General features: G+C 45.9%; 21 protein-coding genes and 1 tRNA gene. 17 read left to right on the forward strand and 5 right to left on the reverse strand.

From position 1 onward, the window contains the following. The gene (gene leuA / locus LSG34_RS11510) at positions 1–1,572 is read right to left on the reverse strand and encodes a 2-isopropylmalate synthase (protein ID WP_233009246.1); all 1,572 of its coding nucleotides are present in this window, start codon (positions 1,570–1,572) and stop codon (positions 1–3) included. Positions 1,573–2,049: 477 nt separating this feature from the next. Between leuA and LSG34_RS11515 the strand changes: the two genes are divergently transcribed. The 8 genes from LSG34_RS11515 (at position 2,050) to LSG34_RS11550 (ending at position 8,988) form a co-directional block, all read left to right on the forward strand. Continuing rightward, positions 2,050–2,136: transfer RNA gene (locus LSG34_RS11515), tRNA-Leu, on the forward strand. 102 nt (positions 2,137–2,238) lie between these two features. Further along, the gene (locus LSG34_RS11520; protein WP_233009247.1) at positions 2,239–3,468 is read left to right on the forward strand and encodes an adenosine deaminase family protein; all 1,230 of its coding nucleotides are present in this window, start codon (positions 2,239–2,241) and stop codon (positions 3,466–3,468) included. 479 nt (positions 3,469–3,947) lie between these two features. Beyond that, complete coding sequence (locus tag LSG34_RS11525) at positions 3,948–4,148, forward strand: hypothetical protein (protein ID WP_233009248.1); 201 nt, start codon at positions 3,948–3,950, stop codon at positions 4,146–4,148. A 360-nt stretch (positions 4,149–4,508) separates the two neighbouring features. After that, on the forward strand, positions 4,509–5,927 hold the full coding sequence (locus LSG34_RS11530; protein ID WP_233009249.1) for a sensor histidine kinase: 1,419 nt from the start codon (positions 4,509–4,511) through the stop codon (positions 5,925–5,927). Continuing rightward, positions 5,924–6,499, forward strand: a complete 576-nt coding sequence (locus LSG34_RS11535; RefSeq protein WP_233009250.1) for a YtzC family protein — start codon at positions 5,924–5,926, stop codon at positions 6,497–6,499. The genes LSG34_RS11530 and LSG34_RS11535 overlap by 4 nt, the downstream gene beginning before the upstream one ends. Positions 6,500–6,501: 2 nt before the next feature. Further along, positions 6,502–7,851, forward strand: a complete 1,350-nt coding sequence (locus LSG34_RS11540) for a sigma 54-interacting transcriptional regulator (RefSeq protein ID WP_233009251.1) — start codon at positions 6,502–6,504, stop codon at positions 7,849–7,851. Positions 7,852–7,886: 35 nt separating this feature from the next. After that, a complete protein-coding gene (locus tag LSG34_RS11545; RefSeq protein WP_233009252.1) occupies positions 7,887–8,213 on the forward strand; it encodes a DUF2288 domain-containing protein in 327 nt (108 codons plus the stop codon). Between the two features lie 19 nt (positions 8,214–8,232). Continuing rightward, on the forward strand, positions 8,233–8,988 hold the full coding sequence (locus LSG34_RS11550; RefSeq protein WP_233009253.1) for an arylamine N-acetyltransferase family protein: 756 nt from the start codon (positions 8,233–8,235) through the stop codon (positions 8,986–8,988). A 100-nt stretch (positions 8,989–9,088) separates the two neighbouring features. Here the strand turns inward: LSG34_RS11550 and ggt are convergent, their stop codons facing one another. Both ggt and LSG34_RS11560 read right to left on the reverse strand, forming a co-directional pair. Continuing rightward, positions 9,089–10,801: a gamma-glutamyltransferase gene (gene ggt, locus LSG34_RS11555; protein ID WP_233009254.1), complete on the reverse strand. Its 1,713-nt coding sequence runs from the start codon at positions 10,799–10,801 to the stop codon at positions 9,089–9,091. Positions 10,802–10,885: 84 nt separating this feature from the next. Next, complete coding sequence (locus LSG34_RS11560) at positions 10,886–11,278, reverse strand: acyl-CoA thioesterase (RefSeq protein WP_233009255.1); 393 nt, start codon at positions 11,276–11,278, stop codon at positions 10,886–10,888. Positions 11,279–11,296: 18 nt separating this feature from the next. Here LSG34_RS11560 and LSG34_RS11565 point away from each other — a divergent pair, with 18 nt between their 5' ends. Beyond that, the gene (locus tag LSG34_RS11565; protein WP_233009256.1) at positions 11,297–11,998 is read left to right on the forward strand and encodes a 2OG-Fe(II) oxygenase; all 702 of its coding nucleotides are present in this window, start codon (positions 11,297–11,299) and stop codon (positions 11,996–11,998) included. Positions 11,999–12,039: 41 nt separating this feature from the next. Here LSG34_RS11565 and LSG34_RS11570 read toward each other — a convergent pair whose 3' ends face one another. Next, positions 12,040–12,516 carry a GNAT family N-acetyltransferase gene (locus LSG34_RS11570; protein WP_233009257.1) on the reverse strand — a complete coding sequence of 159 codons (477 nt, stop codon included), beginning with the start codon at positions 12,514–12,516 and terminating at the stop codon, positions 12,040–12,042. 167 nt (positions 12,517–12,683) lie between these two features. Between LSG34_RS11570 and LSG34_RS11575 the strand changes: the two genes are divergently transcribed. Then, positions 12,684–14,492 (forward strand): EAL domain-containing protein, encoded by a 1,809-nt coding sequence (locus LSG34_RS11575; RefSeq protein ID WP_233009258.1) that lies wholly within the window; start codon positions 12,684–12,686, stop codon positions 14,490–14,492. Here LSG34_RS11575 and LSG34_RS11580 read toward each other — a convergent pair. Continuing rightward, positions 14,464–15,384 carry a 1-aminocyclopropane-1-carboxylate deaminase/D-cysteine desulfhydrase gene (locus LSG34_RS11580; RefSeq protein WP_233009259.1) on the reverse strand — a complete coding sequence of 307 codons (921 nt, stop codon included), beginning with the start codon at positions 15,382–15,384 and terminating at the stop codon, positions 14,464–14,466. The two genes, LSG34_RS11575 and LSG34_RS11580, sit on opposite strands and share 29 nt — an antisense overlap. A gap of 102 nt (positions 15,385–15,486) precedes the next feature. Here LSG34_RS11580 and LSG34_RS11585 point away from each other — a divergent pair, with 102 nt between their 5' ends. From LSG34_RS11585 to LSG34_RS11615, 7 genes are read left to right on the forward strand one after another with little or no spacing between them, the layout of a single operon-like run. Next, complete coding sequence (locus LSG34_RS11585; protein ID WP_233009260.1) at positions 15,487–16,449, forward strand: hypothetical protein; 963 nt, start codon at positions 15,487–15,489, stop codon at positions 16,447–16,449. Continuing rightward, entirely contained in the window at positions 16,433–17,047 is a 615-nt protein-coding gene (locus LSG34_RS11590; RefSeq protein WP_233009261.1) for a PilN domain-containing protein, read from the forward strand. The genes LSG34_RS11585 and LSG34_RS11590 overlap by 17 nt, the downstream gene beginning before the upstream one ends. Further along, positions 17,044–17,694, forward strand: a complete 651-nt coding sequence (locus LSG34_RS11595; protein ID WP_233009262.1) for a hypothetical protein — start codon at positions 17,044–17,046, stop codon at positions 17,692–17,694. The genes LSG34_RS11590 and LSG34_RS11595 overlap by 4 nt, the downstream gene beginning before the upstream one ends. Beyond that, positions 17,672–18,001 (forward strand): hypothetical protein, encoded by a 330-nt coding sequence (locus LSG34_RS11600; RefSeq protein ID WP_233009263.1) that lies wholly within the window; start codon positions 17,672–17,674, stop codon positions 17,999–18,001. Before LSG34_RS11595 ends, LSG34_RS11600 begins: the two co-directional genes overlap by 23 nt. Then, entirely contained in the window at positions 17,998–19,695 is a 1,698-nt protein-coding gene (gene mshL / locus LSG34_RS11605; RefSeq protein ID WP_233009264.1) for a pilus (MSHA type) biogenesis protein MshL, read from the forward strand. Before LSG34_RS11600 ends, mshL begins: the two co-directional genes overlap by 4 nt. Before the next feature lie 2 nt (positions 19,696–19,697). Next, a complete protein-coding gene (locus LSG34_RS11610) occupies positions 19,698–20,609 on the forward strand; it encodes an ExeA family protein (RefSeq protein ID WP_233009265.1) in 912 nt (303 codons plus the stop codon). After that, entirely contained in the window at positions 20,606–21,835 is a 1,230-nt protein-coding gene (locus tag LSG34_RS11615) for a tetratricopeptide repeat protein (RefSeq protein WP_233009266.1), read from the forward strand. Before LSG34_RS11610 ends, LSG34_RS11615 begins: the two co-directional genes overlap by 4 nt. Positions 21,836–21,838: the final 3 nt, after the last annotated feature.

The following is a 21,838-nucleotide window of genomic DNA, read 5'->3' on the forward strand; positions in this document are numbered from 1 at the left end:
TTACTTCTCTGTCTGTGATTCAGATAAACGGCGAGCCTGCTTAGCGGCGTCTACCTGTTTGCTGCGTTCAATTAAATTTAATACGTGCACATAAGCCAACACTGAAGATCGCACTATGTCAGTGGCTAAGCCTGCACCGTGATAACGGCGGCCCTGATGTTCGGCAATAATATCTACCTGGCCCAAAGCATCTTCACCACTGCCTTTAGCCTGTAAGTTAAAGTCGACCATCTTGACGTCAGTGCCAACAATCCGCTGAATGGCCTGGAATGAAGCCTCTACCGGGCCATTGCCTGTAGCTGCTTCGGTATGGGTTTCGCCATTAATGCTGATGCCTACAGTGGCGCTGGCGACATGGCCGGTATGAGTGGAAGAGCTCAAAAATTCCAGTTTGTACGGCTCGTTGGTGTCCTGTAAGTTCTGGAAAAACACCAGCGCTTCTAAGTCGTAATCAAAAACACGGCCTTTTTGGTCGGCTAAAGTGACAAAAGCTTTGTAGATCTCGTCTAAGTTGTAATCTTCATTGGTGTAACCCATTTCGCTTAAACGATGCTGGATCACAGCGCGGCCAGAGCGGGAGGTCAGGTTTAATTCGTTCTGACGAATACCGACTTGCTCAGGAGACATGATTTCGTAGGTGTTTTGCGCCTTTAATACGCCATCCTGGTGAATACCTGAGGAGTGGGCAAAGGCATTTTCACCGACAATAGCCTTGTTTGGCTGAATCGGCATATGGCAAATCTGGCTGACCAAATGGCTGCTGCGGTAAATCTCAGTGCTTTTAATGTCAGTGTAAAACGGCAGAATGTCCGGGCGGGTTTTGATAATCATCGCCACTTCTTCTAATGAACAGTTACCTGCGCGCTCACCAATACCGTTGACTGTACATTCAATCTGACGCGCACCAGCCTGAACTGCTGTGATGCTATTCGCCACAGCCAAACCCAAGTCATTATGGCAGTGCACACTTAAAATAGCCTGATCAATGTTGGGTACCTTATTGCGCAGGTCGGTAATGATGCGGGCAAATTCGTTTGGAATGGTGTAACCCACAGTGTCCGGAATATTAATAGTACGGGCACCAGCCTTAATAGCGGCTTCAACAATACGGCATAAATCATCAATAGGAGTGCGGCCTGCATCTTCACAGGAGAACTCGACATCGTCTGTATAGCGGCGGGCTAACTGAATAGCGGCAACAGCCTGCTCAGTAGCCTGTTCCAAAGTGCGGCGTAATTTGTACTGCAAATGCAAAGGTGAGGTTGCGATAAAGGTATGAATACGACGACGTTCGGCATTAGCCAAGGCCTGGCCACAAGCTTCAATGTCAGCACTGACAGCTCTGGCTAAACCACAAATAATAGGGCCTTTGACTTGTGTCGCTATGCTGTGCACCGATTCAAAATCACCTGGCGATGACACAGGAAAACCCACTTCCATCACATCAACATTTAAGCGGGCAATTGCATGAGCCAGCTGAATTTTTTGCTTATGACTTAAACTGGCACGCAATGCCTGTTCGCCGTCTCTTAAGGTGGTATCAAAAATCCAGATTTTGTCCTGACCACTCATCACATTTTCCTCATTAATTGATTAAAACCCGTTTTGGTGGCCTTGGTTAAAACAAAAAACCCCGGCCTGTGGCACGGGGTTTTTGGTTTACTGGTACAGTCGTTTTACCAATGCACAAAGCCCCGTGGCCTGTTGAGGAGCACGAGGAGAGTGAGCAGGTTAGCGAAACGCTGGTTTAAATTCATTGTTGTCTGAGTCTTCATTGGGTTTAATTTATACAACTGCTATTAGTAATATCACGGCACTTTTTGCTTTGCAACAGTATAGACGGCTAAATATCTAAGTATTTTTTGTCGACAGCGCTTTTCAGAACGCTGGTTTTTGCAGCTATAGCAGCTAAATACGGTTGTTTTTGTTGAAAAATTAGGCGGTTGATGCGTTTTTTCAGTTTTTTTATGAAAAACACATGACGAACGCCTGTTATTCAGCATAAAATGCGCCCCGTTCTGCCAGTGTTATCAAACACGCTCTGCTCATGCCCGGGTGGTGAAATCGGTAGACACAAGGGATTTAAAATCCCTCGCTCGAAAGGGCGTGCCGGTTCAAGTCCGGCCCCGGGCACCATTTATCTTCTGTTACTCCGTATAGATCCCCTTTTAAATTCCTGTTCTGCCACTTAACTGCTATAACTAAAACACTTTGCTTATTTTGCAGGTTTATTCTGTTATGCATTTTTACTCTCTTGATTTCATTAAAGAAATGCCAAAATCCGATCTGCATTTGCATTTAGATGGCAGCTTACGTTTAGACAGCCTGATTGAGATGGCTGCTAAAGCCGGTGTGAAACTGCCGAGTCAAACGGTGGAAGGCTTAAAAGAGCTGGTGTTTAAAGACAGCTACCAGAATCTGGGCGAATACCTACATTGTTTCCAATATACCTGTGCAGTGCTTCGTGATATGGATAATCTGGAACGCGCTGCGTACGAGCTTGCCATCGACAACCAGCTTGAAGGTGTGAACTACATTGAAGTACGTTTTGCTCCTCAGTTATTAATCGACCTGCCAACAGGCATAGATTTTGACCGTGTGATGCATGCCGTCAACAATGGTCTGAAAAGAGCTCAGCAGGAATACAATAGCCAGGCTGTGGTTCTCAACGGCGACAAACCGCCTTTTGCCTACGGCATTATCAACTGCGCCATGCGGATGTTTGGCGACAAAGGTTTTTCACCTTATTACACCAACTTGTTCCAGCTGATGCGGGATTTTAGTCCTATTGAAGTCATTAAGCTGGCGGCGATGGAATTAGTGCGTGCCAGTGTGCGGTTGCGGGATGAAGCAGGAATTCCAATAGTGGCTTTGGACTTAGCTGGGCAGGAGTCTGGTTATCCGGCCAGCAAATTTAAAGAAGTTTATGAGTTTGCTCATCAGCACTTTTTACTGAAAACCTTACACGCCGGTGAAGCTTATGGCGCTGAAAGTGTGTTTGAGGCCATTACCGAATGTTATGCCGACCGTATAGGCCACGGCTATTCGTTGTTTGTGCCGGAGATGATCCAGGACCCGTCCATCAAAGATAAACAAAAGTATATTCGTGAGCTGGCCTCTTATATAGCCGACAAACGTATTGCTATTGAAGTCTGTTTAACCAGCAATTTGCAGACTAATCCAGGTATCAGCGACATTAAAGCGCATAAGCTCGGCGATATGCTGGATCACCGTATTGTCACAGTGATTTGCACCGACAACAGACTGGTGTCGAATACGACAGTCAGCCGCGAATACAAACTGGCTTTGGATAACTTTGATATTCCGCTGAAGCGCCTAAAAGATATGGTGGCCTACGGCTTTAAGAAAAGCTTTTTTCCGGGCAGCTATGTAGAAAAGCGCCAGTACGCTAAACAATGTTTAGAGTACTTCGATAAAGTCGCGCAAAAATACGGCTTTATTAACTAAGCTGCTTCATGCGGCTCAGAGTAAAATTAAATCCCAAATTTGATTTTACTCTGAGCCGAATCAAACACTCCGCGTATTTACCCCCTTTTACTCTAGAATCTGCATTTTTGATTTTTTATAAGTTATTGAAATTTAATAAAATTATCTCTTCTTAATAAATGCTGATAAAAGTGTCGCAAAAAGCATACATGCTAAGCTATTGAAATATATAAGTATTATTTTAAGCTCTGTTTTGCTGTTGCTAATTAGCGACAGATCTTTTGGAGTTTCTGTTCAGTTTCAGCTGGAAATGAAATTAATTTAATTTAAGTTATTGATATTTAACGTTTAAAAATTAATTTTAAAACTTGGCACGGACTCTGCATTTATTAGTTCGTAACGGTAAATTAGGTAAGAGGTACGATGTTGTTACTCTTACCTAATTTACCGGCAGGCTCAGCAAAACGCTGAAATGAACAGTAGTAAAGACGGGGTGAATTATGGACTTATTTTTAATCGCAGCTATCGCATTCTTCATGGTTAACGCTTTTGTATTCGTAACCTACATGCGTAAAATTGATTTAAACGGCAATGCAGTTTTAGAGTTAGAGCGTGTTCAAGCTGCTGATGCTTATGCCCGCACTGCTGCTAAAGTACGTAAAGCACGCACTGCAGTTGCGCTGGAACAAGCCACTAACTAATTAGTTGCTGTGAATTGATGAAAAGCCAGTCTCCGACTGGCTTTTTTTATGCGCCGCCATCCATGACGCTTACCCACATTGGATTGGAATTTGAGACGGGCGGGGACAAGCCCGCGCCCCTACGGGTTAAAAATCGTTCCAGACGATTTTTTATTCGCTGCCATCCTTGGCGCTCACCCCCAAGGGGCCAACGCTTCGCGTTGTTAAAAATCGCTCCTGACGATTTTTTATTCGCTGCCATCCATGGCGCTTACCCTTCGGGCCAGCTAAAGCTGTTAAAAATCGTTCCAGACGATTTTTTTACGTCCCTGTGTAAATCCGTTATGATAAGCGCCTGATTTTTCGTGGAACCCTGTCCTGATGCGAATGCCTGTTCAGCCTGCTTCCTTGCGGCAGTTTGTTTTACTCAGCTTTTTTATGGCGCTAATCCCACTTGGGGTTTTGTTGTGGCAAAGTCATAGTGCTTTATCTGATGTCAGCCGTTATGCCATAGCCGAAGCTGAAAGCTCGGTGGCTAATGTGCGCCGTGCTGAAAATATGCAAAAGCTGGTGAATGACATTGAACGTTCCGTATTGCAATTCAGCATTTTGAAAACCGATGCCTTGTCGCAACTGGCGGCCACTCACCTTAATAACTACCAACAGAACCTGGGTTCTGTTTGTCTGAATCTGGGTCAGCCTGTGCTGTGTGCGCAGCAGCAAAAGCAACTGGAGTTGTTGTTTGACAGCTATCTGCATGAAAGTAATGAAGAACTGAGTCCTATTCTGCAAAAAATCCGTCAGCAGCAGGTGCAACTGACGCAAGTGATCTGGGCTTTGCTGGAGCAACGATTACAGCAGCAGCAAGTCTATGCCGAAGAAGCACAAAGTCATCTCGCCTGGCAAACCGTTGCTTTAGTGGTGCTGACTTTGCTAATGGTGCTTTGGGCTTCAGCCCGTATCACCGCGCCGGTAAAAATGCTGGATACCATGATCCGTTCTATAGGGCAGGCCAGTCATCATTTCCCACATGACAAAGTAGATGGTCCACGTGAACTGACTGAACTAGGTGAGCAGTTACGCTGGCTGGCATCTCGTTTACAGCAACTGGAAGCCTTGCGACTGATTTTATTACGCCATGCATCCCATGAATTAAAAACCCCTTTATCCAGTATCCGTGAAGGCTGCGCTCTGTTAAGCGAGCAGTTGGTTGGGCCTTTGAACCCGCAGCAAATGGAAGTGGTCAGTTTACTCAATGGCAGCGCTGACCGTTTAAGTGTACTGACGGAACAGCTGTTGGATTACAACAAGTTATTGCAACAAGCCAAGCCCGAGTTTGACTGGCATGACAGCGAAACTCTGCTGCAAAACTGCTTTAATGATCATGCGTTATCCTTGCAGCAACGTGAGCAAAAAATTGTGCTGGACTGCCAGTTGTCACGTATCTACACCGACTCCATGTTGTTCAGGCGTATTCTGGATAACCTGATTAACAACGCACAGGCGTACGGTGCTGAGGGCAGTAATGTCTGGGTCAATTTACGCCTGCATGATAAATTTATGCTGTTAGACGTGGCGAATAACGGCACTCCTATTCCTGCTGAGTTGCGGGCTAAATTGTTTGAACCCTTCCAGCGCGGCAAAGCCCCTCGTTTTGACGCTGTGCAAGGTTCAGGTTTAGGTTTATCTATTGTCGCCGACTGCGCCCGTTTATTAGGTGGTCTGGCAGAAATTATCGATGTCAGTTACGCCGATGTGTGTATTCAGGTGCGTTTACCTTTAGTTGAGGATGCGGTATGAAAGTTTGGTTAAGTCTTGGCCTTTGTTTGGCGTTAACAGCCTGTCAGGGTGTAAAACCTGTAGTGCCTGTGGTGAATAAAACTTTACCAAAAGTGGAACCTGCACAAACCCAGCTGGTGGAACCTCCTAAACCTGTCAAAGCTGAATTGGCCATAGCTGACGATGCTTTAACTTTACAAGCCTGGCGTGATTTCCGCGCCCAGTTGTTGTTGATGCCTGTGGCGGAGCGGGATTTATTATTACGAAGCTTCAGAACTAACCCTGTGACCACCTTACAAACTTTATTGATTAAACTGCATCCTGAGAGCCCTTATGCGGTGCGTTTTGCCGCTCAGACTCAGTTAAGTGACAAACTGACCACTTTACCTAAAGGCTTAGCCGATTTATTGCGCTGGGATTTAGCCTATAACCAGAAGTTGCTGGAAAGTGAATCTGCAGTGACTGCCTTATCGCGTTTAAATGCACAACAGCAAGAACAATTAGACAGACTGCGCCGGCAAAGCAAAGACTTACAAAAGAAAATTGATGCGCTGACTCAAATTGAAGCCAAATTAAACCAGACAGGAAATTAATCATGAGCAATGGCGCCCGGTTATTGCTGGTGGATGATGATCCCAGCTTATTACGTTTACTAACGCTCCGTCTGGAAGGCGAAGGTTATCAGGTGATCAGTGCGGATTGCGCTGAAACCGCTTTGGTTTTGCTGGGTAAAAATAAAGTTGATGTGGTGCTGAGTGATTTACGTATGCCGGGTTTAGACGGCATGGCTTTGTTTGATGAAATTGCCAAACGCCACGCCGGTTTACCTGTGGTGCTGATGACAGCTCATGGCTCAATCCCTGAAGCTGTAGCCGCCACTCAGCGTGGTGTCTTTGGGTTTTTAACTAAGCCTCTGAACAATAACGACTTACGCGACATTTTAGCTCAGGCTGTGCATCAGTCCCATGTGCCAAGCAAAGATGAATGGCGCACTGATATTATTACCCGCAGCAAAGTGATGGAGCAGGTACTGGATCAGGCGTACAGAGTGGCGCAGCGGGACGTCAGTGTATTAATCACTGGTGCCAGCGGTACAGGTAAAGAAATGCTGGCTAAAGCCATTCATAAAGCCAGTCCACGGGCTAAAGGCCATTTTGTCGCTATTAACTGTGGTGCTTTACCTGAGCATTTGCTGGAATCCGAACTTTTTGGTCACACCAAAGGTGCTTTTACCGGCGCAGTGACAGAACACTTAGGTTTATTCCGCGAAGCCGACGGCGGCACTCTGTTCCTGGATGAAATCGGTGATATGCCGATGCCATTGCAGGTGAAGTTATTGCGGGCTTTGCAGGAGCGGCAAATCCGCCCTGTGGGCAGTACTAAAACTATTGCTATAGATGTGCGGGTATTATCGGCAACGCACCGTGATTTAAAACAGGCGATGCAGGAACAGAGCTTCCGCGAAGATTTGTATTACCGCTTAAACGTGGTGAATTTGCAGTTGCCGACTTTAAGAGAACGGGCTGAAGACATTCCATTGTTAGCTCGTCATGTGCTGCAACAAAATGCAGAGCGACATGGTGTGCAGGTCAACCGTTTTTCTGAAGATGCAATGCAGGCGCTGGTGACAGCCCAATGGCCAGGTAATGTGCGCCAATTGGTCAACGTGGTTGAGCAATGTGTGGCTTTAACCCAAAGCCCTGTCCTGAGCGTGGCTTTAGTTGAGCAGGCTTTATCACAAAACCGCAGTTTCTGGCCGACCTTAAGTGAAGCCCGTGATCAGTTTGAACAGCAGTATTTGATCCGGGTATTAAAAATGGCCGAAGGCAACGTCACCCGGGCTGCAGAATTGGCCGGGCGTAACAGAACAGACTTTCATAAACTACTGAAAAAACATGAACTCAGCGCAGCTCAGGTGTCAGAGCAAAGCGACGAATTAGAATAGCAAAGCGATGAATTGGAATAGTAAGAGATAAATCGATGCACGAAAATTTTGAAGTAGAACCCGATGTACTAAAAGCCAAAATCATCAGCGAAACAGCCCGTATCAACTGGCTGGAGCTGCAAAAATTTTATGCTGCAGGCTCCGTGATTCAGGTCTCCGCTGAATTGGATTTAGTGGATGTGGCTTTTGCTTTTAGTCAGGATGACAAAACTGCAGTGCAGAACTGGCTACAAGCTGGTTTAGTCGACAGAGTAGGCGATACCCAGGCTCAACTATGGGTTGAGCAAAAAGCCGAACTTTGGGCCGTGGTGATTTCCCCCTGGATTTTAGTGCAGGATAAAGCCGGTTCATCCACTCATTAATTACGCAGGTCAAAGCTTTATGTATGCAGAAAATTTCCAGTTAGAGTCTTACCTGAAACGTATTGGTTATACAGGGTCTTTAGAGCGCAATGCTGAAACCTTAACAAAGCTGATGCGTGCTCAGCTCTTTAGCGTTGCCTTTGAAAACCTGGATGTGCAGGCCGGTAAAATTGTCTCCTTAGTGCCGGAACAGATAGTCGAAAAAATAGTAGGCCAGGGCCGTGGTGGTTACTGTTATGAGGTCAATGGCCTCTTTGCGATGGCATTACAGGCTTTGGGTTTTAGCTACAAGTTTATCGCCTGTCGCCCTATGTTTTATCCGGTGCGCCGGCCTAAAACTCATATGGTGTTATTGGTGGAAGCTGATGGTGACCAGTGGATCTGTGATTTAGGTTTTGGCAGCTACGGTATTCGTGCCCCTATCGCTTTATCTTCGTTAGAACAAGTGCAGCAGCAGGACTTTGATCAGTTCCGTTTAACCACAGAGCAAAGTGGGGCTTATGTGGTACAGGCCTTGGTGGATGGCCAGTGGTTAAGTCAGTTTGGTTTTGAAACTTATGCCAGCGAGTGGGTCGACTTTATGCCCGCCAACTACCTGAACTCTACCCATCCGGATACGATTTTTGTGCAGAAGTTATTGGTGATTAAACACCACGAACAAGGCCGCGATATCCTGCTGGGCGATCAGCTAAAACAAATACGAGCTGAAGGTACAGAAGTGCAACAGCTAAGCCCTGAACAGCGGGAAGACATACTAAAGCAGTTGTTGGCATAGGGTCAGAACCTTGGTTCTGACCCTTATGTCGGTCGATATAAAGAGAAGAACGGCTGAATATCTGATTTTGGGGTCAGAGCTGATAGCTCCGACCCCACTGTTAATAGCCTGCAGCCTGGCCGTCTTTACGGGATTCAGAAGCGCCGTAATAAACGCCGGTTTTAGGGTCTTTCATAATGGCCTGATAACCGCCGTATTCACCCAAAGCGTAACGCACATCATGGCCTTTTTTCATCAGCTCACGGGCAGTTTCATAAGGCACACCTTTTTCCAGCTGAACATAACCACCATTGGTTAAATAAGTAGCCTGTGAATCGGTCGGCTCAGTGCTGCCCAGATGTTGCCAGCGCGCGGCATCCCCAGCTTCCTGCAGGTTCATGCCATAATCCACCATATTCACCACAATCTGCACATGACCCTGAGGTTGCATAGCGCCACCCATCACACCAAAGCTGGTCAAAGGTTTGCCATCTTTACTGATAAAGGCCGGAATGATGGTCTGGAAAGGGCGTTTACCCGGCTCATAAGCATTGGCGTGTTTTTGATCCATGGAGAACATCTGGCCTCTGTCCTGGAAACCAAAACCAGTGCCTGGTGCTACAACACCTGAACCCATGCCGCGGTAGTTACTTTGGATCAGTGAAACCATAGTGCCGTCTTTGTCGGCTGTGGTCATATAAATGGTATCGCCTTCATAAGCGGCCGGATTGCCTGCATCAACACGCTGGGCTGCATTGGCGCCAATCAGCTTAGCGCGCTCTTTACCATAAGCTTCAGAAATAAGGCCTTTAATCGGCAACTTGTTAAAATCGGTATCGGCATAAAACTTAGCTCTGTCTTCAAAAGCCAGTTTTTTCGCTTCCACTAAAGTGTGAATACTTTCGACGCTGTTGTAGCCCATAGCTTTTAAGTCGAAGTTTTTCAGAATTTGCAGCATCTGCAAGGCCGCTATGCCCTGACCATTAGGTGGTAATTCCCAGACATCATAACCACGGTAGTTCACAGATACAGGTTCTACCCAATCCGATCTGTGGCTGGCGAAATCTTCATAACGCAGATAACCGCCATTGGCTTTCATAAAACCATCGATGCTTTTGGCGATGTCGCCTTTGTAAAAGGCATCACGGCCGCCCGTAGCTATGGCTTTATAAGTGGCAGCCAAGTCAGGGTTTTTAAACATCTCACCTTTAGCTGGTGCTTTGCCATTGATGGTAAAAGTACCGACAAAATCACCCGGCTGGTCTTTTAAGCGTGGTACTGATCTGTCCCAGTAATATGCGATCAGCTCGCTGACCGGAAAACCTTGTTCGGCATAAGTAATGGCAGGTTGCAGAATTTGCGTCATAGGCAATTTGCCAAACTTCTGATGCATCTCAAACCAGCCATCTACTGCGCCAGGTACGCTGATGGGTAACATGCCATAAGGAGGCAAATCTTCACGACCCAGTTTTTTCAGCTCTTTGGCCAGTTGTTTATGACTTAAACCTTTAGGGGAGCGACCTGAAGCATTGAGGCCATAAATTTTATTGGTTTTACCGTCCCAGATAATAGCGTACAAATCACCGCCTATACCGTTGCCAGTAGGTTCCATCAAACCTAAAGCGGCATTGGCAGCAATAGCAGCATCTACCGCTGTGCCACCTTGTTTCATAATATCCAAAGCAATTTGAGTGGCTAATGGCTGGCTGGTAGCGGCCATTGCATGAGGAGCTATCACTTCGGAGCGGCTGGCAAAATCAGCGCCGGTAATACGGTCATACGCCATCAGTTGAGGAGATAACGCAATCAGGCTGCAGAGTAAGATTTTTTTCATTATGGTTGTGCCTCTGAAATACAGGAGCACTCAAACTAATCAGAGCTTACCTAAATTACCAGCGGCACGCGACCAAAGCCCGAATTAGCTGGCTAAGTGTTCGTTTAACGCTGCTTTTTGTTCGGTACTCAACAGTATTTTCTGTTTGGTAGCAAAATCGTATTGCACCAGTACGGCTTTACCCAAAGCGCAGCACTGATCCTTTTGCCATGCCTCTTGATGCACTTCAAACGAACTGTTACCAACCATGCTGATCCCGGTACGTAATTCAACCGGCACGCCATAAAACAGCTCTGCTTTAAACTGCACATTGATACTGGCGAGTATTAATCGCCACTGTCTGGTATCGAGATCAGGTGTAAATAATTTGAAAATAGGATCTCTTGCCCCTTCAAACCACTGCGTCAGCACTGTATTGTTGATATGACCCAGAGCATCCGTTTCATTAAAGCGGGGCTGAATAATTTCTTTAAACATAACAATAACCTAAAAACTATGAATGATTTTATTGAAGTTTATGATGATGTATTACCACAAGAGTTTTGTCAGCAACTGATCAAGCTATTTGAGCAGAGCCCTCACACCACAGCAGGGCGCACTGGCGGTGGTGTCGATACCAGTAAAAAATTAAGCACTGACTTGTATTTAAATCAGTATCAGGACTATCACCCGGCTCTGAGTGAGATTATTAAGTACACCACCAGTTATGTGGCGCAGTATTTTAAGAAGTACCATTTTGCGCTGATTGGCCCTGTCAGCATGACTGTAGCTCACCCATCAGAGCAGCGTATGGTGACAGTGACAGCTGAGAATTATCAGCAACTGGGAGCTCCACAGGCTGACAACTTTATGCGTACTTTGTATCGGCTTGGCCCTATTCAGATGCAAAAATACCAGCAAGGTAAAGGCAATTATGGCTACTGGCACTCAGAGGTGTACCCACAGTTACCGAACAATGAACCTTTGCATCGCACTTTGCTGTTTATGTTTTATTTAAATGATGTTGCTGAAGGTGGTCAGACTGAGTTTTATTACCAGAATAAAGCGATTCAGCCCAAAGCCGGCCGTATGGTGATAGCGCCGGCTTACTTTACTCACACTCACAGAGGTTGTGTGCCTGTGTCAGACGATAAATATATTCTAACCAGTTGGGTCTTGTTTAATCGTGCAGAACAGTTATACGGCTCAAGCGCCTGAGTGCTGAGCCGCAGATATAGCTGATCAATGGAACAGATCAGTTATACGGTTTCCGCACCTAAAGGCGTTACCGGGCGAGCCATTTCCAGATGAGGAATATCATCCTCCAGATAAGGTTCGCTGCAAGCGATAAAACCAAAAGACTCGTAAAAACGTTGCAGGTAACACTGAGCGGAAATACGGATCTCCAGATCAGGCCAGCAGCTACTGGCGACATCCAGAGCCTTATCCATTAAACCACGGCCCAAAGCCAGGCGACGGGCAGTTTGTGATACACAAATACGGCCTAAAGCAGGGCTGTTTTCGTAACTGACACCAGGCGCTAATACCCGGGCGTAGGCTAAAATTTTGTCGCCTTTTTTAAGCAATATATGCCGGGTTTGCGGGTGCAAATCTTTGTTATCCAGTTCTGGGTAAGGGCAGTTTTGTTCAACCACAAATACATCGACCCTTAACTGCAGCATGGCGTATACAGTGTATGAATCCAGCTGGCTAAAGCCTGCAACTTGCCATTCCATTCGTCTGTCCTGTTATTTTTTCTAATGATTCTGGCTTTACTATACCAAAGTCACTGTCATTTTGTCTGGTCGTAACAAGAGGGGGAAAACACAACAAAAAACTCGGCATAGTGCTTAAACTTGACTCACACTTAATACATTCGCTGTTTGAGACAAAAGGAGTTGTAATGTGGTTAAGCCAGATAGTCCAAAAGAAACGTCATTGGCAGCAGTTACTTAGCGTACTGGTGTTACTGCTGGTCAATGTCAGCTTTTATAGTATTGGTGAATTACAACTGCAGCATCGTCAGCAGCAGTGGCAACAATGGCTGAGTTTACAGCCGTTGCAGCAACAGTCCTGGCTTGTCAGTGAGCAAGGCCAGTTAAAACTGTTATCCAGTCCACCACCAGTCGCAACTGATTTTGTTGCTTTGGATGGCTCTAATCCGGTGTTACATCTCTCACCTGAATTGGTGCAAAGCTGGAGCGCGCAGGACTATCTGTTACTGAATCTGCCTTTTGTGATCTGGCTGGTATGGTTGCTGTGGATCCGTTCTTATCAGCAGCAATTCAGACAGGAGTTACAGCAACTGGAACAGCAAACTCAATTACTGCTTACCCATTTAGAGTTGCCATTTCATCGCGAAACCAACCCGGCCACTCAGTTGCAGCGGGTTTTATTAAAGCTGCAAAACTGGCAAAAACGCGATAGTGAAATTCGTCAATTGGTGCGGGTACAGGGCCTGGTGGATCACGAGCTGGCGATAGGCAACAGAGTGTTTTTTGAAAGCCGCTTAAATCATTATTTAACAGAAAGCACAGAAGTAGCCAGTGGCGCTGTATTTTTAGTGCAGTTGTCGCATCCAGAACCTAACGTATCCAACCTGATTAAACTCAAGCGTCTGCGGGGTTGTGTGGAACTGGTTGTCGAGTTGGTGGCTAACTGGCCTTATGCTGTGATGGCCCGATTGGCTGAAAACGATCTGGCGATACTTATCCCTGGCTTCACCGGTAAAGAAGCGGAACAACTGGGCGATCGAATGGCGCAGGTATTGAGTCAGGCTAACTTTTTTGACGAGTGTCAGGATTTTGATTTAGTGCATATAGGTTTTGTGTTGTATCAGCAGGGGCAAAGTTCTTACCAGTTGATGGCCGAAGCTGATATGGCGTTAAAAACTGCCCAGTTGATGGGACCTAACGCCGCTTATGGTTTTAATGATCCACAAAAACCTAAAATTAAAGGTTCAGTCTGGTGGCGGACTGAGCTACATAACGCCCTGAAAGATCAGCGGTTTTTACTGAGTTTTCAGCCGGTGTTTTCCTGGCAGGACAATGATGTATTACAGCATGAGGTCTTGGTCCGGCTGGCCAGCAGCGATGGTGATAAACTCGCGGCTGCATTATTTTTACCTATGGCAGCTAACTGTGGTTTGGTGGGTGCTATTGATCAATATGTGTTGCTCAAAGTCGCCAAACTGAGCGAAACCGAAGCGTTGGAACATTGTCGCTGCAGTGTGAATTTAAATACGCAGTCTTTAACGGATGACAGCTGGTGGCATTGGTTGCAGCAGCAGGTGGACAGCAAAGCTATAGTAGCGACAGATTTTGCGCTTGAGTTTCATGAACATCATTTAATTAAACACTACAAAAGCCTGAAACCTAAATTACTACAACTGCATCAGTGGGGTTTTGAGCTGATCGTAGACCATGTCGGATTAAGTCTGGATGCCACACCTTATACCGATGAACTACCTATCCGTATGTTAAAAATTCATCCAGCCGTAGTGCGGGGTATCGATCATCAGCTGGAACAACAGCTGTTTATTCGGGGCTTACTGGCTTCTTGTGTTGGCAAAGATATAAAAGTGATAGCTACAGGGGTGGAGCAAGACCCTGAGTGGCAATGTCTGAAAAAGTTAGGGGTAACAGGGGCGCAAGGCTATTACTTCAGTCAACCGTTGGCCCGTCTTATTGCTCAGAATCAGTTATCGGATTAATCAGACCACGATAGGCCAGTCCTTTCAGCGCCTGCAGACCGCCTGTGTGAAAAAAGCTCAGGCGGCTGCCTTTGAGAATGACACCACTTTTAATCAGCTCAAATACAGAGTACAAAGCTTTACCGGTATAGATGGGTTCAAGCTGCACTTTCTGATCAGCAAAAGACTGGCAAAATTGCCATAGTTCTTGATCAAAACGTCCATAACGCGGCTGATGTACCGCCTGTATTAATTGCCATTCGGGCCAGAGACGGCTTGTAGGCAAAAATTGCTTTATCTTCTCAGGCAAACTCAAATCTTTCACAACCGCAATGCCTAAGACTGCGGTGCTTTCAGCGCCATGAATAAGGCCTGCTATGGTGCCGCCGCTGCCCACGGCGCAAATCAGCAAAGACGCAGGGCCATTGGGTGTGTTACGCATATCCAGTTCACTGACACCACGTACAGCCGCTTCACATGTACCCCCTTCAGGAATATGCAGATAACCTGGGAATTGGTTATTGAGCTGCTGTATTGTTTCGGACAGATGACGACTCTGGTAATAAGCTCTGCTGACCAGAATTAATTGCATGCCATAAGACTGACATATTGCCAAAGTAGGATTATTTAGATCAGCGTCTTCGCCCCGCACTATACCTATACTTTTCAGGTTATTTTTGGCAGCCGCCGCGGCCGTAGCGACCAGATGATTGGAAAAAGCACCGCCAAAGGTTAACAAGCCCTGATATTTTTGTTGCAGTGCCAGTTCCAACTGGTATTTTAGTTTCAATAATTTGTTTCCGGATATGTCCGGGTTGTCACTTGGAGCGTAACGCAGCCAAAGTTCCGTCTGATGGTCCGTCAAAACAGGGTGTTGAAGCTTTTGCCACTGTAGATAAGAGGTTAGTTTCATTCTTTGTTGTCTATTTGGAGCGAATTTTTATCATTTTTATCGTTTTTGTGCTACTTTAGCATCATAATAATTAAGAAAGAACAGTAGGTAGTATTTGCCCTTATGTTAACAAAGCTATTGGCGCAATTAAAATTAACTAAAAAAAACGGTCATGTGTTTGCCGGTGTTCATCTGTCTGCCAATAGTTTAAAGGTTGTTGTGGTTACTCAGCAATCTGCAACAGAACAGCGGGTTGAACAAATGTTCGTGGAACAGTTTGGTTCCGCGGCGCAACTATCTGCGGCTTTTAAAACCGTAGCAGCAAAGTTACCTCCTGATTGTCAGTGTACTTTAGTGATCCCGCCAGAACGTTATATGGTGTTGCAGATTGATAAACCTGCAGTGCCTGACGATGAAATCTCATTAGCATTACCCTGGACTATCAAAGATTTAGTGACCTTGCCTGATGATGACATGGTGCTGGATTATCTGGATCTGCCTTTGCAAAACCAATTACAGGGTATCAAAGTGAATGTGGTCGTCAGTTCAAAAAGCTGGTTGGCAGACATTGTTGCTTTGTTTGTGCAGAATAAGCTGCAGTTGGTGGGAATTCAGCCGGAAGAATGGTTAGCACGAAACTTATTACCTGCTAAAAATCAGGCATTAATGCTGGTATCCCATCAGAGTGGCCAGGATTTGGCTGTGCAAATATTACAGCAAGGCAACTTATGCTTCTCCCGTCGTTTGCGTGGTTTTAATCGGCTGGATCAATACAGTCTGGATGAAATGCAGCAAGGTGTGTTTGATAATTTATTGCTTGAATTACAGCGGTCTATTGATTATTTCGAAGGCCAGCTGAAACAAGCTCCAGTCAGAGAAATTGCACTGTTGTTATCAAATTCAAATCAGACTGGCGTGGTGCAATTGTTTGTTCAAAATGGGTTTTCTCAGGTATTTGCTATCTCAGCCAAAGATGCAGGCGTGCAAATGTCAGCAGAGCAGTTTAGCCTGTATTGGTTAGCATTGGCCGGTGCTATAGAGCCATTGTGCGCACAACGGGAGGTGAACCTTGAAGCTGCGGGTTAACCTTTATGTGCAGGCATTGCAGCCTGTTAAAGAAAAAATCAGTTTAAAGTTACTGGTCAGCAGTACCCTTGGGCTTTGTGTTGTCTTGCTGATTGCTGGTCTGGTTATGAATATGCAAACGCAAACGAAACAAGCTGAATTAGCGGTATTGCAGCAGCAGGTAAAAGCTCAGGAACAACAATTAACCCAATTGCAGGCTACCCTGGGGAGTCGTCAGCCATCACCTGCTTTGGTAAAGCAGCGTACTGAGCTGAATCAGATTATTGCGCAAAAACAAAAGCTGCTGCAATTTGTGCAGGGTGAGCAATTAAAAACTTCAGTAAAATATTCCCCTGTGTTTAAGTATCTCGCCAGCATTGACCCTCAGGGTTTTTGGCTGAGTGGTTTTAGTTTAAATGCCAATTCCAGCCAGTTTAGTGGTTATGTCACAGAGCCCGAATTATTGCCAAAATGGCTGAACCAGTTAGGTGGCACAGAGTTTTTTAAAGGTCATACTTTTTCTCAGTTTGAAATTAAACAAGTAGAAAACACAGAAGCTTTGGCCTTTAAAGTCACCTCTTCCGCAGCTGGTGTTGCGTCTGAGGAGACGAAACCATGAGTGCATGGCAGCAAATGTCTGAGCGCTTCAGCGCTTTAAAAGAGCGGGAAAAGTACACAGCTTTTATTGGCGCTCTGTTGTTAGCTTTATGGCTTTTTATGCTGCAACTCTTAGTACCGGCTTTTGAAGAGTTGCGTAAAGCAGAGCAGCAAATAACCAGTGCTACTATGACGACGCAGCAGCAAAGCAATACACTCATAGCCTTGCAGCAGCAGGCTGGAGTCGATATCGATGCTAATTACAAAGTCGAACTGGAGAGCCTGCAGCATCAGGAGCAAGAGCTACAGCAACAGATTTCTAAACTGACCAGCTATTTTATCGGCTCAGAGCGCATGGCGTCTGTACTACAAGACGTGCTAAAAAGTAGCAATAATGTAAAAATGAAATCAGTGATCGCCAATCCGCCTGTGCCTTTAACTTTTTCGGAGCAAGGTACTGATAATAAAGCCGTTATTTATCAACACTCTACGGTGGTGGTGTTAACGGGTAATTATTTTGCATTAGCGGCTGTACTGGAACGTCTTGATACCTTGCCCTGGTCACTGGGCTGGCAAAGTATCGACTATAAAGTAACTGAATACCCTGATGCAGAGCTGACTTTGCATTTACTGACTGTGAGTGACAATGAAAGTTATATTAAGTTGTAGCCTGTGTTTGGTTCTGAGTGCTGCTGTGCTTGCTGCTTCAGACCCAACAAAACCTGATATGGCAATGGCTGTACCTGTAAATGTGGCAGCAGATCCCGAAGCAGTGGACCTGAGTGCTAAATTTAAGCTGGGCCTGATCAAAAATGTGCAGGGACAACATATGGCGTTAATCAATGGTCAGTCAGTGAAACAAGGTGATGAAATTGATGGCTATACAGTGCTGAGCATTAACCGCTCGCAAGTGGTGTTACAGCAAGCGAATGAACGTTTAACCTTAAGTCTGTTTAAAGCGATGAAAACTCAATGAATTATTTTAAGAAAAACTATTTTACATTAGCTTTCATCAGCCTGAGTTTAGCTGCTTGCCAGGGCTTGCAGGACACTAAAGTGCCACAGCAGGCGCAGGCCGCTTTAGCTGAATCACAGAAACAACCTAAACCAGCAGCTCCTGTTGTACCTGACAGTGTCACTCAGGATTTATTAGCTCTTGCTACCCCGATGCAACAAGGTCAGTCGATGCAGCCGCGCTTTAATGTAGCGGCTGCGAATGTAGATGTGGCTGATTTCTTTACTTCTTTAGTGGCAGATACAGATTACAGTGTGGCTATTCACCCTGCAGTATCGGGTCAGATCACGCTTGATTTAAAACAAGTGACGTTAAATGAAACATTTTCCGTTGTTGAACAGTTGTATGGTTACCATATCCAGCAGGTCGGTTCTATTTACAAAGTGATGCCCGGTGGTTTACGCACTGAAACTATTCCAGTGAATTATTTGTTGATGCAACGTTCGGGCAGTTCTTCTATTTCTGTAACAGCTGGTGGTATTTCTTCGTCTCAAAATGGCAACAGTAACGGTAATTCCAACAATAACCAAAATGGTAACCAGAATAACAACAACCAGAACAACAATAATCAAAACGGTAACAACCAGAATGGTCAAAACGGCCAGGGTGGACAAGGCAATGGCAGCTCGGTGCAAAGCTCCAGTGAAACCGATTTTTGGAAAGATTTAAAAGAAGCTATTACAGGTGTGATGGGCTCAGGCCCGGACAGAGCTGTAGTGGTAAGTCCGCAGGCGGGTTTAGTCACAGTTCGGGGTTTGCCTGCAGAAATTGAAGCAGTGCGTGCTTATTTAGGCCAGACCGAAGAAAGTTTGCAGCGTCAGGTGATACTGGAAGTCAAAATCATTGAAGTGACCTTAAATGATGACTATCAACAAGGTATTAACTGGAGTCAAATCGCAGGAACCATAGGTTCTACCGATATCAATTTCAGCAATAACAGCTTTACCCTGGGTAATAATATTACTGCTCAGATTGGCGGCTTAGGCAGCATAGGTTTTGAAGGCGATGACTTTAGTGGCGTCATTAACCTGCTGGAAACTCAGGGCAATGCGCAAGTGTTATCCAGCCCACGAGTGACGGCTATCAACAATCAAAAAGCTGTGATTAAAGTGGGCTCCGATGAATATTATGTCACTGGCGTCAGCAGCAGTTCCAATCTGACCGATACTACGGGCACTGGCACAGGTATCACCAGAGACGTACCCATTCCTGAGTTGGAACCCTTCTTCTCTGGTATTGCTTTGGATGTAACCCCCCAGATTAACGTCGATGGTGACGTGATTTTACATGTACACCCTTCTGTATCTGAGACCACTGAACTGAGCAAGTCGATCAATTTAGGTGGCACCAGCGCTTTTACCCTGCCTTCGGCTCAGACCAATATTCGTGAATCCGATACTATTATTAAAGCCCGTAACGGTGAAATCGTCGTGATAGGTGGCCTAATGCAATCCACCATCAGTGACAGTGAATCTAAAGTGCCGGTGCTTGGTTCTGTGCCATTAGTGGGCAAGTTATTTACCAGCATCAGTAAAGTAGAGCGGAAAAAAGAACTGATTATTCTGATTAAACCTACGGTATCGTCCGGCAGCGCTATGCAACAACAGCTGAAGCAGTCTGCCGATTTGATTGATCAATGGTATCCGAAGAACTGATTATGTTGTATTTACGCCACTTTGGTTTACAGCAAACCCCTTTTAGTTTGACTCCAAACACGGCGTTTTATGTCGATTTACCTCAGCATCATGAAGCCTTAGAGGTGCTGAATACAGCCCTGAATGTTGGTGAAGGTTTTATCAAAGTCACAGGCGAGGTTGGCACAGGTAAAACTATGCTGTGTCGCAAGCTGATGAATGACGCACCTGAAGATTGGGTCATTGCTTATATTCCGGATCCTTATTTGTCTCCGCTGGAGTTACGCTGGGCCTTTGCTACTGAGTTGGGGTTAAAACAGGCCGATACCGTAGATAATCAACAGTTGCTTCAGCTGCTACAGCATCGTTTGGTTGCGCTGGCCGCTGAAGGCAAACGAGTGGTGCTGATTATCGATGAGGCTCAGGCTTTGCCTGACGACACCTTAGAAGCATTACGCTTATTAACGAATCTGGAAACTGAGCAACGTAAACTGTTGCAAGTGGTGCTGTTTGGCCAGCCTGAGCTGGATAAACGCTTAGCCAGTTATAAATTCCGCCAGTTGCGCCAGCGTGTTAGTTTTTCCTATTTATTACGTGGCATGTCTTTTTATGAAGTGCAGGCTTATATCAGCACCCGCATTGATATTGCTGGTGTTCGACAACCATTATTTTCACCTGGTGCATTAAAAGCTATCTGGAAATACAGCAGAGGGATCCCACGTTTAGTGAATGTGTTAAGTCATAAAGGCCTGATGTTGGCCTTTGGCGAAAATAAGCTGCAGGTGGACACCAAACATTTACGTTATGCCGCAAAAGATACTGAAGACGTGCAAATTCAGATGTCAGCTCTAAACCCCATTTTCCTTGCAGTACTGATTTCAGTGCTGTTGATCACAGCAGCAGCTGCCTGGCATTTCCGGGGGCTGTGGTTATGAGCGTGATCAACAAGATGCTGCGTGATTTAGACAAGCAGCAACAGCAACAACCGCACAGAGGTTTTGCCAGCTTTAAACCACAACGTAAGTCACATCTGTTGTTGTGGGGAGCTGTGCCTCTGGCTTTATTAGCGGGCTGGTGTGGTCAGGCCTGGTATATGGAGCGGTTCTCCATTAAAACCGAACAAGCCACTACAGCAGCTGAAGTACAAAAAGGTCAGGTGCATCCGCTCGCTGCTGTTGCAGAGCTGGTGCCACAGGCACAAAGTCTGTCAGCAGTAACTAATGTCCCGGCAGAACCTGTCAGCCTGCAGGGTGTGGTAGCTACCCGCATATCACCAGAAGCTGCAGCTCAGCTTGCTAAGAAGCCAGTAGCAGAACCAGTCATAGTGGCAGAACCTGAATTACAGCCTTTTGTAAAACAACCTGTCGCTGAAGAGCGTGTTGTTGAGGTTGTTGTGGCTGAACCTGTTGCCGCTAGCAATGAAACTTCGTTGGCCTATACAGAAGTAACAGACGAAGTGCAGGTGAACGAATTTGACCAAAGCGGTGACTTTGCTACCGAGTCTGAAACTGCTATTGAACCCGACTGGAACGATACACCGCAGGTAGCAGATAAACCCCGTTCTCTGGCTATTGAAAAAGTACAACTTAGTCCGGAACAACAAAAAGACTTGCTAAAGAACAAAGCGCAAAAGGCTGAAGCTATTGGCAAGTTAAGTCAGGCGGTAAGTTACTGGCAACAAGTGCGTCAGCTTGAACCCTCCGATAGTGAGGCTTATTTAGAGTTAGCGCGTCTGGCTCAAATTCAGCGGAATGACGCAGCTGCTGTGCAGATTCTGGAACAGGCAAGTGCCGCCGGTGTGCAGGATCCAAAGTTATCTATGGCGCTGGCCGCTTTAGCGCTGAAACAGCAAGACTGGAGTAAAGCGCTGAGCTACTTACAGTACGAGCCGGATATTTTTAACTACACTGACTTTTATGCGTTAAAAGCTGCTGCCTTGCAAAAAACCAGTCAGCATGCTCAAGCTGTGCAAGTGTTCCAGCAATTGGCTCGTCAGCAGCCTGAACAGGCGCGTTGGTGGCTGGGGATGGCATTAAGTTACGATGCGATGTCACAATCAGAGCAGGCATTACATGCTTATCGTCAGGTGGCAGTAAACGGCTTTGGCTTGTCAGCTGAAAGCCTGAACTATGTAAAAAAACGCATAGCGGCGTTAGAGTGATTT

The organism is Rheinheimera faecalis (assembly GCF_021290965.1).
Classification (GTDB): Bacteria; Pseudomonadota; Gammaproteobacteria; order Enterobacterales; family Alteromonadaceae; genus Pararheinheimera; species Pararheinheimera faecalis.

What these genes read in the sequence shown, in the direction of transcription:
- leuA (WP_233009246.1), bottom strand. Translation starts at nt 1,572, where the DNA reads ATGAGTGGTCAGGACAAAATCTGGATTTTTGATACCACCTTAAGAGAC.
- LSG34_RS11520 (WP_233009247.1), top strand. Translation starts at nt 2,239, where the DNA reads ATGCATTTTTACTCTCTTGATTTCATTAAAGAAATGCCAAAATCCGAT.
- LSG34_RS11525 (WP_233009248.1), top strand. Translation starts at nt 3,948, where the DNA reads ATGGACTTATTTTTAATCGCAGCTATCGCATTCTTCATGGTTAACGCT.
- LSG34_RS11530 (WP_233009249.1), top strand. Translation starts at nt 4,509, where the DNA reads ATGCGAATGCCTGTTCAGCCTGCTTCCTTGCGGCAGTTTGTTTTACTC.
- LSG34_RS11535 (WP_233009250.1), top strand. Translation starts at nt 5,924, where the DNA reads ATGAAAGTTTGGTTAAGTCTTGGCCTTTGTTTGGCGTTAACAGCCTGT.
- LSG34_RS11540 (WP_233009251.1), top strand. Translation starts at nt 6,502, where the DNA reads ATGAGCAATGGCGCCCGGTTATTGCTGGTGGATGATGATCCCAGCTTA.
- LSG34_RS11545 (WP_233009252.1), top strand. Translation starts at nt 7,887, where the DNA reads ATGCACGAAAATTTTGAAGTAGAACCCGATGTACTAAAAGCCAAAATC.
- LSG34_RS11550 (WP_233009253.1), top strand. Translation starts at nt 8,233, where the DNA reads ATGTATGCAGAAAATTTCCAGTTAGAGTCTTACCTGAAACGTATTGGT.
- ggt (WP_233009254.1), bottom strand. Translation starts at nt 10,801, where the DNA reads ATGAAAAAAATCTTACTCTGCAGCCTGATTGCGTTATCTCCTCAACTG.
- LSG34_RS11560 (WP_233009255.1), bottom strand. Translation starts at nt 11,278, where the DNA reads ATGTTTAAAGAAATTATTCAGCCCCGCTTTAATGAAACGGATGCTCTG.
- LSG34_RS11565 (WP_233009256.1), top strand. Translation starts at nt 11,297, where the DNA reads ATGAATGATTTTATTGAAGTTTATGATGATGTATTACCACAAGAGTTT.
- LSG34_RS11570 (WP_233009257.1), bottom strand. Translation starts at nt 12,516, where the DNA reads ATGGAATGGCAAGTTGCAGGCTTTAGCCAGCTGGATTCATACACTGTA.
- LSG34_RS11575 (WP_233009258.1), top strand. Translation starts at nt 12,684, where the DNA reads ATGTGGTTAAGCCAGATAGTCCAAAAGAAACGTCATTGGCAGCAGTTA.
- LSG34_RS11580 (WP_233009259.1), bottom strand. Translation starts at nt 15,384, where the DNA reads ATGAAACTAACCTCTTATCTACAGTGGCAAAAGCTTCAACACCCTGTT.
- LSG34_RS11585 (WP_233009260.1), top strand. Translation starts at nt 15,487, where the DNA reads ATGTTAACAAAGCTATTGGCGCAATTAAAATTAACTAAAAAAAACGGT.
- LSG34_RS11595 (WP_233009262.1), top strand. Translation starts at nt 17,044, where the DNA reads ATGAGTGCATGGCAGCAAATGTCTGAGCGCTTCAGCGCTTTAAAAGAG.
- LSG34_RS11600 (WP_233009263.1), top strand. Translation starts at nt 17,672, where the DNA reads ATGAAAGTTATATTAAGTTGTAGCCTGTGTTTGGTTCTGAGTGCTGCT.
- mshL (WP_233009264.1), top strand. Translation starts at nt 17,998, where the DNA reads ATGAATTATTTTAAGAAAAACTATTTTACATTAGCTTTCATCAGCCTG.
- LSG34_RS11610 (WP_233009265.1), top strand. Translation starts at nt 19,698, where the DNA reads ATGTTGTATTTACGCCACTTTGGTTTACAGCAAACCCCTTTTAGTTTG.
- LSG34_RS11615 (WP_233009266.1), top strand. Translation starts at nt 20,606, where the DNA reads ATGAGCGTGATCAACAAGATGCTGCGTGATTTAGACAAGCAGCAACAG.